Below are 16,073 nucleotides of genomic sequence, written 5' to 3'. Positions count from 1 at the left end.
GAGCAGTATACCACCAATCAGGTACGTACCTTTGTATCTGGCGACCTGACTTATAAACGCTCTCGTCCGGTATTCGCAGTACCCAACGAGAGCTAACCTCGCCAACTATCAAGGAGTTGATTATGGCTGATTCGCATTCTACCTCAGACACCGACCAATCCGGAACCGAACGTTCGGTAATTGTGGGATATCGCCCGAATGTTTTCGACAAATCCACACCCAAAATTATTCTTTCCGGCAAGTGGCTGCGCGCAGCAGGGTTTGATACCGGACAACAGGTTACCGTAAAAGTGATGAAGGGTTGTATCGTCCTGATGATCTACGGCGAGCAAGGGAAGATGAGCTGAAAGAAGCACATCAGAGGTTGAAAAAATTGAGAACACACTAGCAACTCTCCAGTAACGTATAGCTGAGCCTGTAAGCGTTACTTACAGGCTCAGCTGGTGCCGGATGGCGCGAACGCTTATCCGGCTTACTCTCCTGGCAAATGAAGCCAAAGTGTAACGGGAACCCAAACAAATGAATCACCACGCAAAACCAGACACAAGCTTTTCGATTGATGACGATGAAAAAATCGAAGAAATAAAAATTCAGTTACTGAAAGCCAGGATTCAATGTGCAAAATGTGACATTCATTCTGACAATATTGTTAATGGAGATAATTTCTTTGATGAATCAATGGCTCCAAATAAATAAAAATGCGTTATAAACTCATGGGGAAGAACAATAATTATGACATTTGAAATTTTAGTTTATTATCCATGAATCGGCAACGCATCAGGGATTGTTCAACCCCTACATGAAAAAGCATAATGATAATACTATCCTGATGACCTATGCCAAACGATAAACATGACAGCACAATAAACACCACATTATAATACTGATAAAAATACACAGGTATCCTTTCTCTTTAATCAGGAAAGGGCAGCCTCGTTTCTAATAAATTAAAGCATTGGGTTACATATGAAAAAATTATTCATGGCAATGGTTATCGCTCTCGTCGCAATCACCGCATCATCCACCGCTTTTGCATGTCCAAAAGGCGAACATCCGCATGGTGGTACAGGTTCACATCATAAGGGTGGTTGGTGCTCGTATGATCAATAAAATTTCCATTCCTGTCGTGTTATTGTTCTGTCTTTCAACATCAGCACTGGCAAAATCGACGTTGAATATCGACGGCAACTCGCTTTATCACGGCTATCAGTTGTATGAAAAAGGTTTTGATTATTTGAACGTTCGGGATGAACAGACTGCGGTCATGTATATGTCTTTTGTTGCCGGTGTAGCGGGAACACTAGCAAAAGAGAATATCATCTGTAATGAGCGCATAACGATTGGACAGGAAGCTGATATTGTTGGGAATTATCTTCAGACTCATCCTAAAGAACGAACAAAATACAGTCCTTCTGAATTGGCCATGATTGCTTTAGGCAAAGAACTTGCCTGTAGCAAAAATAGTAATAGCTAAATAGCTGCGCCTAATACCGCTACACTTTTGCCTGACCATGTTTTCCTCCGGGGAATGGGCTGGCGGTTTCCATAAAATGGCGGACCTTTTTCAGTAACTGCCACATTGAGCGGCACTGATGATTACGGGTTATCGTGTCATGAAGTGCCTGCCATAGCCGTTCCACATGATTCACCCACGGCGAGTAAACCGGCTGGTAAATTACCCTGAACTTGGGATTTGCTTTCAACCAGCGCTGTGTTTCGCGGCTTTTATGGATAATGTAGTTATCAACGATCAGCGTGATTGTTTTCGCCCGCCGGTAAGTGGCTTTCAGGTGCTTCAGCAGAGCGATAAACAGCGCTGAACTTTTGCTGTTGCCGCCCACGTAGCTGACTTTACCCGTGCCACTGTGCAGTGCGCCGGCCAGATAGTATTTTTCGTTCTGCCCCGGCGTCACTACCCGTTTCTGCTGTCCGCGCAACTGCCAGTCCGCACCGATTTTAGGATTAAGGTGGATATCCACTTCATCTTCATAAAATACCGGATGCTCTGCGCTGCATTCATCCAGCGCTTTGTGGATTACCGCCATCTTTTCATCTTTATGTGGGTCACGGATACGCAGAGTTGGCGCGGCCCTGCGCCATACAAGCCCCGCAGATGGCAACCAGCGGCGAACGGTTCCTGCATGTAACTGGCAACCGGTTATCTCATTGATTTTTATTGCCAGTAATTCGGTGCTCCAGCGTGAACGTTGATAACCAAAATCGCCGGGAGAATGCTTTATCAGCTCACGTAACAGGGTGCAGATATGTTCAAAAGGCCAGCGTCGGGAGCGCCCTGCGGGTAAGGATTTCAGGCCTTCAATACCTGAGTGCGTAAACCAGTTAATCCAGCGACCAACGGATGAACGGGCACAACAGAGAGTTCTGGCAACATCGCTGACCCGTTCACCCCGATGAAGCATCAGCATGGCCGTGAGTCTGCGGGCATGATTTTTATCACGCGTTTTATGAATAGCTTTCTGCATCAGGCGTCGTTCGCCACGGGGTATTGGTACTATGATCGGCATCGCTCAGTCCGGTTGGTGATTTTGGTTGGTTTGGCGATTGATCAGATCGCACAATCCGGGCTGAGTTCCCTTTCAGTGATCTACTATTCCGCGCAGCTATTTAGTACTGCACTCAGCTTGTATTGCCGGATGGCGCTTGCGCTTATCCGGCCTACGATTCCCCCAAAAAACAAAGCCGCCGATCGGTGAATCAGCGGCTTTTCCATTACTCACTTACATTAGAAGTTATATTTCACCCCGAGCATACCGCGGGTATCGCTGTAGCCTTTGTCGCCGACCTGTTGGGCCACGTTGCTCCACACGTTGAGTCGCGGAGTGATTTGACCTTCAACGCCGACTTTCAGCTCGCCGATGTTTTTGGTGCCGCGCATGTCATTGCTCACATCGTCCATCTTCACGCTGGTCGTCTGCGTGTTGTGGATCCAGTTGGCTTCAACAAACGGCTGGAACTCGCGAGATTTACCGTCGTCGATGGCGTTGTGACCATTAATAAAGGCTTTCACGCCCAGACGGGTCATCAGGTTGCCATCGGTGTTGTCCTTCACTCGGGTACCGTTCGCTTCGCGGTGACTGTCGGCTTGCACGTCCATCCATACCACTTGCGCTTTCGGTTGCAGCCAGTAGCTGTTGCGCTCGCTTTCGCCCAGTTTGAAGCTGTAACCGGCTTCAACCGAAGCGGTTATCCCGCTGGATTTGTATTTCTCTGCTGCCTGCTCCTGGCCCATCACTTTGTTATCAAACCAGTTATACAGCGCCCAGGTATCTACGTAGGTGCCGGTCTTGTCGGCGTCATTGGCATACCATGTGCCGTACAACCCCACGCTGTAACCGGTGACCTGGCCACGTGAATGGTAGCCGGTCAGGCTGGACCGCGTACGGTTCTGGCTGTTGGCATAACCGGCCATCGCGCCGAGGTGCCAGCGGTCAAGACCGTCGCTACTCCACTGCGCCAGGTCGCCGCCTAGCTGCATCACATAGCTGTTGCTTTGGGTTTTCAACTGCCCGCTACCGTCTTTGAAGCGGGTATGCGCCCCAACGTTACGCATCCACAGGCTGGTAACTTTCTTCTCGCCTGTCAGCATATCGACGTACTGCGTTTCACCCAGACGATCGTACAGTCGGGTCATAAACAGCGTGTTAGCCGCATAGTTGTTCGCCAGATAACTGCCTGCTTCCGGACGGTATTGCTGCTCAGTGACAGGAGGCGCAACAGGTTCTTCCGGCTCAGGGATAATCGGGTCTACAGGATCGACCGGGTCTGGATCAATAGGGTCAACCGGGTCCGGATCAACAGGGTCAGGGTCATGCGGATCGACGGGGTCCGGGTCTTCCGGATCCGGCGGAGCAGGAATAAAGCTGGTCAGATACCAGTTACTGCCTTTCTGCACAACGTTATAGTCGTACGCTCCGGCAACAATACGGCCCGCTTTCTCAAAAGTACCGTCAGAATTACCGGCCACTTCGATGATCTCAATACCTTCAATGGTCTGCGCCCCGGTTCCGCCAATGTTATTCACCGCCACAAACGCATTACCCGCGGTGTTGCCGAGCACTTTCAGCTTGTCGGTTTCGGAGGTATCGTCATTCAGGACAGTATTGAAAACCAGTTTGCCGCCGTTCCCGGTAAAATCTTCATTGATGGTAAGCGTCTGCCACGGTTCGCCGTCAGCATGCCCAAAGTTCACCACTGACCCGCCGTTCAGCGTCAGGTCGGTGAGCGTTGAGCTGTTAGTCATGTTCCAGGTCGCGTCGCTCATTTGCAGCGAGATAACGCCCGTCCCGGCAGTGGCGCTGGTGATATATGACGCCCCGCTCCACAACGAGTTGTCGGTCATGTTGAGCTTAATGGTACTGTTTTGCTGCGGCAGGCTGCTGGTTGCAGCAGTCGCGCCAGCGGCATGAAGATCGCCGTCGATAAGAAAACGCCCGCCAGTAGAACCGTCTACTATGCCGCCCGTTTCAGTGCTGATGGCATAACTTTCGTTGCTGTGATCGCCCGCCATGGTAATGGCGGCACCGCCTGCCAGGTTTATCGCCCCGCGTGAAGTCGCATACAGGCCGCGTGGCGCTTTGCTGTATGACGCCGCTTTCGCCGAACTGTTCACGTTGATCGTTGCGTTTTCACCGAGATTCACGGTCGCGTTGGTGGAATAAACCGCATGAGCGCTGACGCCGTTGACCGTAATCGTCGCGTTGTTGCCCAGTTCCGTTTTGGACGATGAGGCGGCATAAATCCCTGTTGAAGAAGCACCCGAAGTCTCAATGGTGGCGTCATTGCCAAGCAGTATAAAGGAACCGCTCTGCCCGGTGCGAAGACCCTCTGAACTGTCACCTGTCGTCACAATGTGTGCCCGGTCGCCGACCACAATTGTATTTTTGGCCTGCGTGGCGTCTTTCATCGCGTTTGCCGTGATACCACGTCCCTGGGAACCGGTGGTTTGAATATACAGATCGTCGCCGACGTAAATGCTGGCCGAGCCCTTCCAACCCTGGCTATAGGAGTTGTAACCGGCGTTAATACCGTCACCATCCTGACCGTCCACATAAATACTGGTGCGATCCCCGGTGATGATAAAGACCGGGTTATCCGGCGTATTGGCCCCGTGCGTGCGGATACCGTCAACATCTTTACCATTATTGGCGGCATTCTTCGACTGCGTGCGAATCGTCAGGTCATCCCCAAAAATAACGCCCGGACTACCCGTTGTACTGTTCTGAATAACGGTAACAGAGTGCTCAAAAGCTTCAGCGCCGGGTCCATTAATCGTTAATCCATTGCCATAAATGGGAATAGTGCCCGCACTCCATTGATAAACATAATTCGGCATGGCGCTGGTTTTAGCGAAACTGGCATTTGCCTGCGCTGGAATTATTGCCTGCAATTCCGGGGGCAGACTGCTAACCAGTCCGGTGGAGGGTAGACTATCAACGTCAACCCATGCCGCTTGAGCTGAAAATACCATAGAGGTTAATGCGGCTGAAACCGCTATGGCAATACGAGAATAAGATTTGGGATTTGGCATATTAGCCTCCTGCTTTCAGGCGTAGAGCGTCCACCACATCGCAAGGATGTGAAAATAATAAAACTCAAAAATACGTTATAAAATATTCGACAATATTTGATGAATACTATGGCCTAACTTATCTTCAAGCCTGAGCTTGTAGACATATATTTTCTTAATATCGATATTATCTATTTTGGTAATTTGCTGAATACTTTTCCCTGACACAAAACGCTTCAGTAATATCATTTCAGTATAGTTAAGTGAGCGTCCACGTTTGCTGTTAGCGAGATGACCAGTAAAGAGTCGCCTAATTTTCTGATGTTGAACTTCGTCATCATCATCAGAATATATAATCCCTTGTATTTTATTGCTTTTGGACAGCCAGTAGTTGGCTAACGGCGCCAGGTTCCTGTCTGCTATCAACACAATATGCATACCGCTGTAGGCAAGCCGGTCAACCCATTGCGGGTCGGCAAACAAGCGCAGATTCGGGAAAGAAAAGTCCACAAAAATAAACCCACGCGACAAATGGTTTTGATTATTAAGAAGAAGCTTTTCAATAATTCCTTTTTGCAGAAAACCATTCCCCTCAGGCCAGATCGCAAAAGCGGCACGGTGGCAGTAACTGGCGCGAACCGCAGTATCCGGAAATAATTGACAGGATAATTCACAGCTTATGCAACGAACAATCTGTGACGGTGATCTCTTCATCAAAAATGACTCCTGTTATTTTTCCATAAATATTTCATTGGTAAATAAATGTGTCAATCCAACACGTAGTACGTTCCTTGTCAGTTAATAACAGTGGCGCTAATAAAATGTAATAAACTCCTGATGTACTAATATGTATGGTCTGTGAGTAATACGATTGCGCTAAGCTTATTTAAGCTTTATCTCAGAATAACAACCTATGCATTAGGAATTTTATGCATAAATTCAGATTCCAGGATAAACAGTAAAAAAGCACTATTTGCTAAAAAACAACCTGCATAAAAGTTACTTACTAATTACGTAATTCTGATAACTCAATCACCCTTGTCATGTTGTGGACAAATATAAAGATAATTCAGATAAAACTGTAATGAATTCTCATTATTTAACCTTAGTTAATTCTCACCTAAGAAATAAGATTGCTAACATGTTGTATTTAAAGAAGTTTTAATGAATAAGTGAAATTCTTATCTTCGTTCACGAACAAAGAGTGAGGCGCATTTTCGATTTGGATGTAAAATTTAAAGGATGCGTTAGCGCACGCTGTGATTCGTTTTGGTTACTGAGGGCTGGGCAATTGTACCTTATCAATCAGTTGGTCGAATTTAATCCTGATAGCAAAAGTCTGGTCAATCGTCAGACCGGGCGAGCAATTCAGCTCCAGCTCCCTGCCTCGCTCTGTTTTCTCTATTTAATTACTCACGCAAGTGACATTGTTTCCCAGAACACGTTGATGACAATTGGTTGGGGTGAAAGAAATAATGTGACCACCACCAACACATTTTACCAGGCTATTCTGACGCTACGAAACGCGCTGGCGGACGTGGGGTTGCCTCGTGATACGGTGAAAACTATTTCCCGACGCGGGCTCAGATTAAATGAGAATACGCAAGTAGAGACAATAACGCTTCAACAGAGTGAAGTTTCCCCGCCGCCGGTTATTGAAGAAATCACCCCCGCAAAGATAATTCCTTCGACACCACAACAAATGACGCAGATACCCTGGTTTGAGGTTTTATTTAGCGCCAGTGCAGTGATTGCCACGTTGATCATCTGGCTGGTGTGGTATCAAACGCGCCCTGTTATGCCGTTTAGTAAATTTGTCCAGGCTTCCATGCAGACGCCATCGCGGCAAAATTGCAAAATCTATTACTCACCAAATGAACACGACCAGCAAGGCTATTTCAATCTGATGCAGTTACATCCCTATCTCTGTGAAAACAACAAGCACGTGTTTCTTACCGGTTACAGCAAAGCGGAAAGGATCGTGGCATTTGTCTGTGATAAAGATGCACGGGTGGATGCTAACGCATTTTGTTCTACTCATTATTACTGGATGCGCGGGCAATGAAAAAAACACGCCACCTTATAGTGCTCGTGGCCGGGCTGGTTACTGTGCTCGGTTCAGGCGGATGGTTATGGCATTCACGCTATGCCGACAAACCGCTGAATTGCATCGGTAACATGGAATGGAATATTGGCAGCAACCGCTTTACCGGTACGTTATCGTTTCGGATGTACAACAGTGAAGGCCTGGCCACTATTACCGGCAAACTGTACGGGCGTAATACCTCAGACATTAGCAGGAACATCTATTTTAACTACACCCAAAAGCGCGATGCCCGAGTGCTACAGGCGATGCAGGTTGTCAAAACCTTCGCTGACACCGCTGATGAAGCGGATATTAACGACACATTACCTGGATTTTACCGCCAAAGCGGACGAAGCCTGAGCCTGGTCATGGAGGAGTATAAAGGTGCATGGATTTTTGCCAGCTCCAATGTGCCCTCGCTGTATTGCCGCAAAAGGTAACATCATATCCGGAAACAAAAAGCACGGCCCCTCAATGAAATTCACATTTGTCATCATTGACTTACGCGACATGGGTCACTGAATCCACACATAACCCATTGCTATTCTTCATCGCGAATCAGGAAACATCCTGAATATCATAATATCCGTTGCGTAATAATTAAGCGAAATGGGCGTTATATTTTGCCCAGAAGACTTCAACCTACGGATGGATATTTGGAGAAGACGTGGGCAGGGGCGTTTATCTCTCTCGCGAGCAATGTCTGAGCGTTCAGGCGTTATCGCATTTCAGGAAACGGTGTGTTTCCGGTGTATTTTTGGCGTACATATGAGGGATACGTAATGTTTACTTTTAAAAAGTGCCTGATTGCACTTTCTATAAATTTGGCCGTTGTTTCATCAGGTTTTGCTTGTACGACCCTGCTGGTCGGCAACGAAGCATCAGCGGACGGCTCCATGCTGGTCGCCCGTAGCGCAGACAGCGATGCCCTGAAAGCACAGCATTTTGTCATTCATCCGGCAAAGCAAAATCAGACCGGGGTATACAGCACCAAAGCACATAATGGTGCGAATGATTTTACCTGGCCACTGCCGAAAAACTCTCTGCGTTATACCACTGTCCCAAACTGGAAAACCCAACTGCACGGCGCGACCGGATTTAACGAGCTGGGTGTCGGCGTGAGCGGTACAGAATCCATTTTTGCCTCACCGAAAGCACTGGCCGCCGACCCGTACGTTGAGGATAAAGGGATCACCGAAGACGATATCCCGGATATTCTGCTGTCACAAAGTAAAACCGCACGTGAAGCTGTGGCGCTATTGGGCCATATCGTTGAGACCGTCGGCGCAGGCGAAGGTTTTGGCGTTGCCGTCGTCGACGATAACGAGATCTGGTACCTGGAAACCGGTAGCGGCCACCAGTGGATGGCGCAGCGTCTGCCGAATAACCAGTATTTTGCCACCGGTAATCAGGGCCGCTTACAGGATTACGATCCTAAAAATCCGGACATGATGGCGTCAAAAAACCTGATTCAATTTGCGACTGAAAAAGGACTGTACGATCCGGCGAAAGACGGTAAATTCAACTTCTCCAAAGCCTATACCCGTGATGACGAGCGTGACCGCACGTATAACGACCCTCGTGTATGGACCATCCAGAAAGAATTCAATCCTTCCGTAAATCAGGATATGGCCAAAGGGCGCGAATTCCCGGTCTTCATGACGCCAGAGAAGAAAATGACGCTGGACGATGTGAAGGCCGTGTTGCGTAGTCACTATGAAGGGACCAGCCATGACCCGTACACCAACGGTCTGAACGGCAAAGAGCCATGGCGTCCGGTCAGCGTTTTCCGTACCTATGAAGCGCACGTCATGCAGGTCCGTCCGTGGTTGCCAAAAGAGATTGGTGAAACGACCTACATTGGCCTGGGCATGGCTGACCTCACCGCCTTTGTTCCGTACTACAGCGGCCTGAAAGCGTATCCGGCTAACTACACGATGGGTACCGATAAAGCGGACGATCAGTCTATCTACTGGAAATATCGTAAATTACAAACGCTGACGATGACCGATTATCCGAAGCTCGCGCCGATCGTCAAAAAAGCCTACAAAGCGTGGGAAGATAAAGTAGCGAAGGAGCAAAAAGAGGTCGAAGCAGAGTATCTGAAGATGGCGAAAACCGATAAACCCGCCGCGGATAAGATGCTGAATGACTTCAACCTGCGCATCATGGCCGACGCCGAGAAGCTGACGGAAGATCTAACCAATCAGCTATTTACCATCCGTACTAAAGACATTCAGTCTGATATTTTCTTTGCGAATGCAACGAAAAAAGACTGAGTAACGACGCGATAGTATTCTGGCGTAAAGCGCTTATTAGCTTTGCGCCAGCATTTCACACCGTGCCTTCACCGCCTCGTGCAGAAGGCGTACCGCGGTTGAAAGCTGTTTCCGATGCGGGCAAATCATATTCAGCGGGACTTTCTCTCCCTGATAATCCGGCATCAGCAGTTGTAATCGACCGTCACGCACATCCTCGCTGACATCCAGCCACGACTTGTACGCCACACCTTCTCCGGCAATCGCCAGGCGCCGGATCACTTCCGCATCGTCACTCATAATGGTGCCGTTAACCTGCACACTGCTGACCTCGCCGTTGCGCGTAAACGTCCAGCGATCGTGCAGGCGGCCGCGTAATACGAAAGTCATGGCGTTGAGCTGTGTTAAATCATCCAGTTTTTGCGGCGCGCCGTTTTGCTCAACCCATTCCGGTGATGCCACCAGCACGCGTCGGTTACCCGGTGCAACCGGCAGCGCAATGTAGGACGCGTCTTCGGTGTTGCCATAGCGAAACGCAACATCGACGGGGTCTTTAAAGACATCCGTTACCTGGTCGGAGAAAAAAATCCGCAGGCGCAGCGCGGGATAGCGGCGTCGAAACGACTGAAAGACCGGTAGCAGCAGGTTACGACCGAGATCGGAAGGCACGGCGATTTGCAGCGTGCCTGACACTTCATCTTCCGGGGTCTGAATTTTTTGCAGCCCGGCATGCATTACATCCAGCATCTGGCGGGCATAGGGTAACCAGACTTCACCTTCTGGCGTCAGGCGCAGGCTGCGCGTGGAGCGGGCGAACAAGCGGATAGCCAACGTAGACTCCAGGCGCTTGATAGCTGAACTGACCTGAGCAGGCTGAACGCCGACTTCGCGCGCAGCATCACTAAAACTATTCAGCGCCGCGGCGCGGACAAACAACGTGAGATCTTCAAGCCGGAACATTTTCACTCCCCGAGTATAAGTCCTGTCGCCGTAGGGCTATTTTTCCCGTTCTGTTACCGGTTTACCATCGAATTATTCAACTGATTCCTGTGACCGGAGAGAATATGAAAGCCATCGCCATTACCAGCGCCGCGACCGACGGCAATAACATTGAATTTTTACAAGAGATTGACCTGCCCATGCCAGTTGCTACCGGGCACGATCTGCTGGTTGAAGTGAAAGCCATTTCCGTCAACCCCGTTGATACCAAGGTCCGCGAAGGTTTTAACGCTGATGTGCCGCGTGTGCTGGGCTGGGATGCCGTTGGCGTGGTGAAGTCCGTGGGCGAAGCCGTCACCCTGTTCGCACCCGGCGATGAAGTCTGGTACGCCGGAGCGCTCGGCCGCGCTGGCAGTAACAGTGAATTTCAGCTGGTTGATGAACGTATTACCGCGCTGAAGCCAAAAACACTGGATAATGCTTCTGCTGCGGCGCTGCCACTGACCGCTATCACCGCCTGGGAAATGCTGTTCGACCGTCTGGGCGTTGAGGAAAATGGCAATGAAGATGATGTGTTATTGATTGTTGGCGCGGCTGGCGGCGTCGGTTCTATTCTGACACAACTGGCCAGTAAGCTGACCAAAATGACCGTCATCGGTACCGCATCACGTCCGCAGAGCCAGAAATGGGTACGTGAAGCGGGCGCTCATCATGTGATTGACCACAGCAAGCCGTTGACGGAAGAGCTGGCACGGATAGGCATTAAAGAGGTGACGCACGTTGCCAGCCTGAACAATACCGAGCAGCACTATTCGCAAATTATTGCCACACTGGCGCCGCAGGGCAAACTGGCGCTGATTGACGATCCACAAACTCTCGATGCGCGCCCGCTGAAGGCCAAAAGCATTTCGCTGCATTGGGAGTTTATGTTTACCCGTTCGATGTTCACAACCCACGACATCATTGCGCAGCATCAGTTACTGACCCGCGTGGCGCAGCTGATCGACGACAGCACCCTCCGTACCACACTGGGCGAACATTTTGGCGCGATTACCGCGGCAAATCTGCAAAAAGCCCACACGCAAATTGAAACCGGTCGTTCGGTCGGCAAGATCGTGCTGGAGGGGTTTTAACATGTCTGATTCTGACGTGATTTCAATTATTGCGGTACTGAAAGCCAAACCGGGGAAAATCGACGCACTGAAACAGGCGCTACAAGCTCTGCTGCTGCCCACGCGCCGGGAGCCGGGCAATATTGAATATGCCCTGTTCCAGTTACGCGACACGCCGGATGTGTTCTACGTGCGCGAATCCTGGCGCGGTCAGGCCGGTCTGGATGAGCATATCGCTCTGCCACATTTCCAGGCGTTCATTCTACAAATGAACGATCTGCTAGCCGAACCGCTACGGCTGGATTATCTGACGCCGATTGAGCCTTAATGTCTCGACGCTCCCCCGCAGCTGTGCGGGGGATTTCCATCAGCCATTACGTCCGGCCATAACACCGCCATCCACATCCCAGATAGCGCCAGTTACCCATTGCGCTTTGTCTGACAACAGGAACGCGACGGATTCAGCCACATCACGCGGCGTACCAACCCGACCAATCGGATGGAAGCTGTCAAAGCTGCTCATCACACCTTGTACGTCTTCTTTCGGGATAAATCCTTCGTAGATAGGTGTATGCACCACTGCTGGCGAAACGGCATTGACGCGGACCCCATTCGCCCCCAGCTCGATGGCCAGATTTTTAGTTAATGCATGCAGGCCCGCTTTTGCCATTGAGTACGCTGAAGAAGGTGTTGCGCCAATTGCCTGTTGTGCCCACATCGAACCAATATTCACGATGGCACCCTGGATGTTAGCCGCCACCATATTACGCACGACATCGCGGGTGATAAAAAACGTCGCGCGGTTGAGGCTCATGTACAGTTCATAATCTTCAACTTCATGGTCAGTGAAAGGTTTTGGGAAGAAAACCCCAGCTGCATTTACTAACAGGTTGATGTCTTTGTGCTCAGCATTCACCGTTGCCATCACCTGCTTAACGCCCGCTTCTGACATCAGATCCGCCACAATGACAGAGACGTCACCCAGCTCCGCCAACGCCCGATGGGCCCGTTCCGCTTTCTTGGCACGATTGCCAACCAGCACCACTCGACCACCACCCTGGAGGATCAGTTTTGCGGTTTCAAATCCGATACCACTGGTACCGCCCACCACTAACAGTTTTTTGCCGACAAATAATGTGTTCATCGCTAGCCTCGTTTCAAGTATTCGTTAATGCGCTAACAATGCCACTACCCTGAGGCGCTGACGAATGAGAAGAAATAGCGAACCGAGAAAGAAAATCTATCTCGATGGCATATACTGAAGATATTCACAAAACGGGAAATGACCTGATGCGCTCGCTTAATCGGCTTAAATGGTTACACGCTTTTGAGGCCACAGCCCGCCACGGCAGTTTTACTGGTGCGGCGCAGGAACTGGGGGTCACTCCGGCTGCCGTTGGGCAACTGGTTCGTGCGCTGGAAGACTGGGTTGGCCACCCGCTGCTGCATCGAACCCGTTCAGGCAAAGAGCGTCTCACGCTGGTCAGCGAAGCACAGGACGCGTTGCGTGAAATAACCCAAGGACTGGATAGCCTGGAATCTGGGCTGAACAAGTTACGCGGCCGACGGGCGCGCTCGGTGGTGATCATCACGGCCTCTCAGGTACTGGTGATGAACTGGCTGATGAGCCGCCTCAATCGCTTCTCACAAGCGCATGAAAACATAGAATTACGCTTGAACGTGACGGAAAAGCTGATGGATGTTGCTCATGGCGAAGCGGATCTGGGCGTACGTTGCGGTAAAGGCGACTGGCCTGGGGTAAATAAAACCTGGCTGATGGATGAAGAAGCGGTTCTGGTTTGTAGCCCACGTATTGTGCCAGTAGATAAAATATCCTGTGGAGAATGGTTGGCCGCACAGAAGCTTATCCATGATGACACTCCCCACCCCGGCGCCAATTTCCCGGGCTGGAATGATGTCCTGACCGCCACCCAGGCACCTGCCGTTCGCGACAGTGGATTGCACATCAACTCTACCTCTGCAGTGATTCTGGCGGCGCTCAGCGGTCAAGGTGTCGCCATTGTGCGTAGAGCATTGGTGCAGCAGCTACTGACAGACGGACAACTGGTTCAGCTTCATCCCAACACCCGCTGGCCTCTGGCGTGGTCTTACTACATTGTTACGCCACAGCACGCGGTAATGCGCCCGGAGGTAAAAGTCTTTAATGACTGGCTGATTGCGGATGTGCTGGCAGAAATCACAACCATCTCTGCTATGATGCCTGCACACAAATAAAACAAAACAACATGCCGAGGGAAAGATGAGTTCCACCAGAAGAGGGATGATGAACGTCCTGATTGCCGCCGTATTGTGGGGAAGTTCAGGCGTTTGCGCGCAATACATCATGGAGCAAAGCCAGATGTCGTCGCAGTTTCTGACCATGACGCGCCTGATTTTCGCCGGGCTCATTCTGCTGATGCTCTCTTTCGTTCACGGCGACAAAGTGTTCTCCATTATCAAAAACCGCAAAGACGCCATCAGCCTGCTGATTTTTTCCGTGGTTGGGGCGCTCACCGTACAGCTAACCTTTCTGCTGACTATTGAAAAATCCAACGCCGCCACCGCGACGGTGCTGCAATTTTTGTCACCGACCATAATCGTGGCGTGGTTTTCCGTGGTGCGCAAAGCACGACCGGGGATTTTAGTTCTGACTGCGATCTTCACCTCGCTTATCGGCACCTTCTTGCTGGTCACCCACGGTAACCCGACGTCGCTGTCTATCTCACCTGCCGCGCTGTTCTGGGGAATTGCCTCGGCGTTTGCCGCCGCGTTCTACACCACCTACCCCTCAACGCTTATCGCGCGCTACGGCACGCTGCCGGTCGTCGGCTGGAGTATGTTAATCGGCGGCATGATCCTGCTGCCGTTTTATGCCGGACAGGGCACTAATTTCGTGGTGAATGGCAGTTTGATTCTGGCGTTTTTCTATCTGGTGGTCATCGGCACGTCGCTGACGTTTAGCCTGTACCTGAAAGGCGCGCAGATGATTGGCGGACCGAAAGCGAGCATTTTAAGCTGCGCGGAACCGTTGAGCAGCGCATTGCTGTCCCTGCTGCTGTTAGGTATTACCTTTACCCTGCCAGACTGGCTGGGCACGCTTTTGATCCTCTCTTCGGTAATACTTATCTCAATGGACTCACGTCGCCGCGCCAGAGCGGTTTAACACCAACCGGCGCGGCAAAAGGTCATGATTACCAGCCCGGAACCGCGCCACCGTTAAAGATAGTTTCTGCCGCCTTCGCCACTTCAGGTGACTGATAAGATTGCAGGAACTCTTTCACATTCTCGGCATCTTTGTTGTCTTCTCGCGCCACCAGAATGTTCACATACGGTGAGTTTTTGTCTTCAATAAATACGCTGTCATGTACCGGCGAAAGCCCGGTTTGCTGGATGTAGGTGGTACTGATAATCGCCACATCCACTTTCTGATCGTCCAGCACACGCGGCAACTGCGCACCTTCCAGTTCCATAATTTTCAGATGCCGAGGATTATCAGTGATATCCAACGCTGTTGGCAGCAGGCCGGTATCCGCTTTCAGCGTAATTAACTTCTCTTTTTGCAGCAGCAACAGCGCCCGGCCCAGATTGGTAGGATCGTTAGGTATCGCAATCGTTGCACCGTCTTTTAGTTCAGCGACAGTTTTGATTTTCTTCGAATAACCAGCCATCGGGAACACAAAGGTATTGCCCACTGCGACCAGCTTATAGCCGTGTGCTTTATTATCTTGTTCAAGGAACGGGCGATGCTGGAAGACGTTGGCATCCAGCTCACCATGATTGGTGGCATCGTTGGGCAGCAGAGAACCGCTAAAACCCACCAGTTCCACCTCCAGACCATATTTTTCTTTAGCGACTTTCTTCGCGACCTCCGCTACATCCTGCTCAGCACCGTTAATTACACCCACTTTGATATGCTTTGCATCACTGCTCTGTTGATCGCATCCTGCCAGCAATAATCCCGCCAGTAATACCGCCGCCCCGGCCCCGAAATAAGGTATCTTCAGCTTCACGTTTTATCCTTTTGCAATAACCGCCTGATGAGTAATGAAATGACTATAGCGGGAAGGCCGCTGCGGTTTAAAAAACGAAAAAGCATCAGCAAGAAGAAAAAAGCATAAAGCAGACATATGGACAAAAATGCCCGGTAGCGC

At 50.3% G+C, this 16,073-nt stretch carries 16 protein-coding genes; 10 read left to right on the top strand and 6 right to left on the bottom strand.

Annotated elements, in window-relative coordinates; all coding sequences use genetic code 11:
• Positions 1-122 precede the first annotated feature (122 nt).
• The 3 genes from LY264_RS00330 to LY264_RS00320 all read left to right on the top strand — a co-directional run bounded on the left by LY264_RS00330 (position 123) and on the right by LY264_RS00320 (position 1,474).
• The gene (locus LY264_RS00330) at positions 123-347 is read left to right on the top strand and encodes a SymE family type I addiction module toxin (protein ID WP_165612496.1); all 225 of its coding nucleotides are present in this window, start codon (positions 123-125) and stop codon (positions 345-347) included.
• A 172-nt stretch (positions 348-519) separates the two neighbouring features.
• Positions 520-696, top strand: a complete 177-nt coding sequence (locus LY264_RS00325; RefSeq protein WP_048227340.1) for a hypothetical protein — start codon at positions 520-522, stop codon at positions 694-696.
• Between the two features lie 361 nt (positions 697-1,057).
• Entirely contained in the window at positions 1,058-1,474 is a 417-nt protein-coding gene (locus LY264_RS00320; RefSeq protein ID WP_240498931.1) for a Rap1a/Tai family immunity protein, read from the top strand.
• A gap of 19 nt (positions 1,475-1,493) precedes the next feature.
• On the opposite strand, the gene LY264_RS00315 is transcribed toward LY264_RS00320, so the two are convergent.
• The 3 genes from LY264_RS00315 to LY264_RS00305 all read right to left on the bottom strand — a co-directional run bounded on the left by LY264_RS00315 (position 1,494) and on the right by LY264_RS00305 (position 6,241).
• The gene (locus tag LY264_RS00315) at positions 1,494-2,525 is read right to left on the bottom strand and encodes an IS630-like element ISEc33 family transposase (protein ID WP_001395480.1); all 1,032 of its coding nucleotides are present in this window, start codon (positions 2,523-2,525) and stop codon (positions 1,494-1,496) included.
• 218 nt (positions 2,526-2,743) lie between these two features.
• Positions 2,744-5,548: an intestinal colonization autotransporter adhesin MisL gene (gene misL / locus LY264_RS00310; RefSeq protein WP_048227341.1), complete on the bottom strand. Its 2,805-nt coding sequence runs from the start codon at positions 5,546-5,548 to the stop codon at positions 2,744-2,746.
• Between the two features lie 75 nt (positions 5,549-5,623).
• Complete coding sequence (locus tag LY264_RS00305) at positions 5,624-6,241, bottom strand: helix-turn-helix transcriptional regulator (protein ID WP_048227342.1); 618 nt, start codon at positions 6,239-6,241, stop codon at positions 5,624-5,626.
• A 577-nt stretch (positions 6,242-6,818) separates the two neighbouring features.
• On the opposite strand from LY264_RS00305, the gene LY264_RS00300 reads away from it, so the two are divergent.
• The 3 genes from LY264_RS00300 to LY264_RS00290 all read left to right on the top strand — a co-directional run bounded on the left by LY264_RS00300 (position 6,819) and on the right by LY264_RS00290 (position 9,892).
• Positions 6,819-7,592 carry a winged helix-turn-helix domain-containing protein gene (locus tag LY264_RS00300; protein WP_048227343.1) on the top strand — a complete coding sequence of 258 codons (774 nt, stop codon included), beginning with the start codon at positions 6,819-6,821 and terminating at the stop codon, positions 7,590-7,592.
• On the top strand, positions 7,589-8,053 hold the full coding sequence (locus LY264_RS00295) for a hypothetical protein (RefSeq protein WP_003827183.1): 465 nt from the start codon (positions 7,589-7,591) through the stop codon (positions 8,051-8,053). Before LY264_RS00300 ends, LY264_RS00295 begins: the two co-directional genes overlap by 4 nt.
• A 342-nt stretch (positions 8,054-8,395) precedes the next feature.
• Positions 8,396-9,892, top strand: a complete 1,497-nt coding sequence (locus tag LY264_RS00290) for a C69 family dipeptidase (RefSeq protein WP_003827181.1) — start codon at positions 8,396-8,398, stop codon at positions 9,890-9,892.
• Positions 9,893-9,928: 36 nt separating this feature from the next.
• Here LY264_RS00290 and LY264_RS00285 read toward each other — a convergent pair whose 3' ends face one another.
• Positions 9,929-10,831, bottom strand: coding sequence for a LysR family transcriptional regulator (locus tag LY264_RS00285; RefSeq protein ID WP_048215260.1), 903 nt, complete (start codon positions 10,829-10,831; stop codon positions 9,929-9,931).
• A 104-nt stretch (positions 10,832-10,935) separates the two neighbouring features.
• Between LY264_RS00285 and LY264_RS00280 the strand changes: the two genes are divergently transcribed.
• Together LY264_RS00280 and LY264_RS00275 are read left to right on the top strand one after the other, a co-directional pair.
• The gene (locus LY264_RS00280) at positions 10,936-11,943 is read left to right on the top strand and encodes a zinc-binding alcohol dehydrogenase family protein (RefSeq protein WP_048227344.1); all 1,008 of its coding nucleotides are present in this window, start codon (positions 10,936-10,938) and stop codon (positions 11,941-11,943) included.
• A gap of 16 nt (positions 11,944-11,959) precedes the next feature.
• Positions 11,960-12,250, top strand: a complete 291-nt coding sequence (locus LY264_RS00275; RefSeq protein ID WP_162623446.1) for a putative quinol monooxygenase — start codon at positions 11,960-11,962, stop codon at positions 12,248-12,250.
• Between the two features lie 39 nt (positions 12,251-12,289).
• On the opposite strand, the gene LY264_RS00270 is transcribed toward LY264_RS00275, so the two are convergent.
• Positions 12,290-13,066 (bottom strand): SDR family NAD(P)-dependent oxidoreductase, encoded by a 777-nt coding sequence (locus LY264_RS00270; RefSeq protein ID WP_048227345.1) that lies wholly within the window; start codon positions 13,064-13,066, stop codon positions 12,290-12,292.
• Positions 13,067-13,212: 146 nt separating this feature from the next.
• Between LY264_RS00270 and LY264_RS00265 the strand changes: the two genes are divergently transcribed.
• Together LY264_RS00265 and LY264_RS00260 are read left to right on the top strand one after the other, a co-directional pair.
• Complete coding sequence (locus LY264_RS00265) at positions 13,213-14,157, top strand: LysR substrate-binding domain-containing protein (protein ID WP_048227379.1); 945 nt, start codon at positions 13,213-13,215, stop codon at positions 14,155-14,157.
• A gap of 25 nt (positions 14,158-14,182) precedes the next feature.
• Entirely contained in the window at positions 14,183-15,085 is a 903-nt protein-coding gene (locus LY264_RS00260; RefSeq protein ID WP_003827166.1) for a carboxylate/amino acid/amine transporter, read from the top strand.
• A 28-nt stretch (positions 15,086-15,113) separates the two neighbouring features.
• Here the strand turns inward: LY264_RS00260 and nlpA are convergent, their stop codons facing one another.
• Entirely contained in the window at positions 15,114-15,932 is an 819-nt protein-coding gene (gene nlpA, locus LY264_RS00255; protein ID WP_032945419.1) for a lipoprotein NlpA, read from the bottom strand.
• Between the last annotated feature and the right edge of the window lie 141 nt (positions 15,933-16,073).

This window comes from Citrobacter portucalensis, assembly GCF_023374935.1.
GTDB lineage: Bacteria > Pseudomonadota > Gammaproteobacteria > Enterobacterales > Enterobacteriaceae > Citrobacter > Citrobacter portucalensis.
This window is presented reverse-complemented; position numbering and strand designations above follow the sequence as displayed.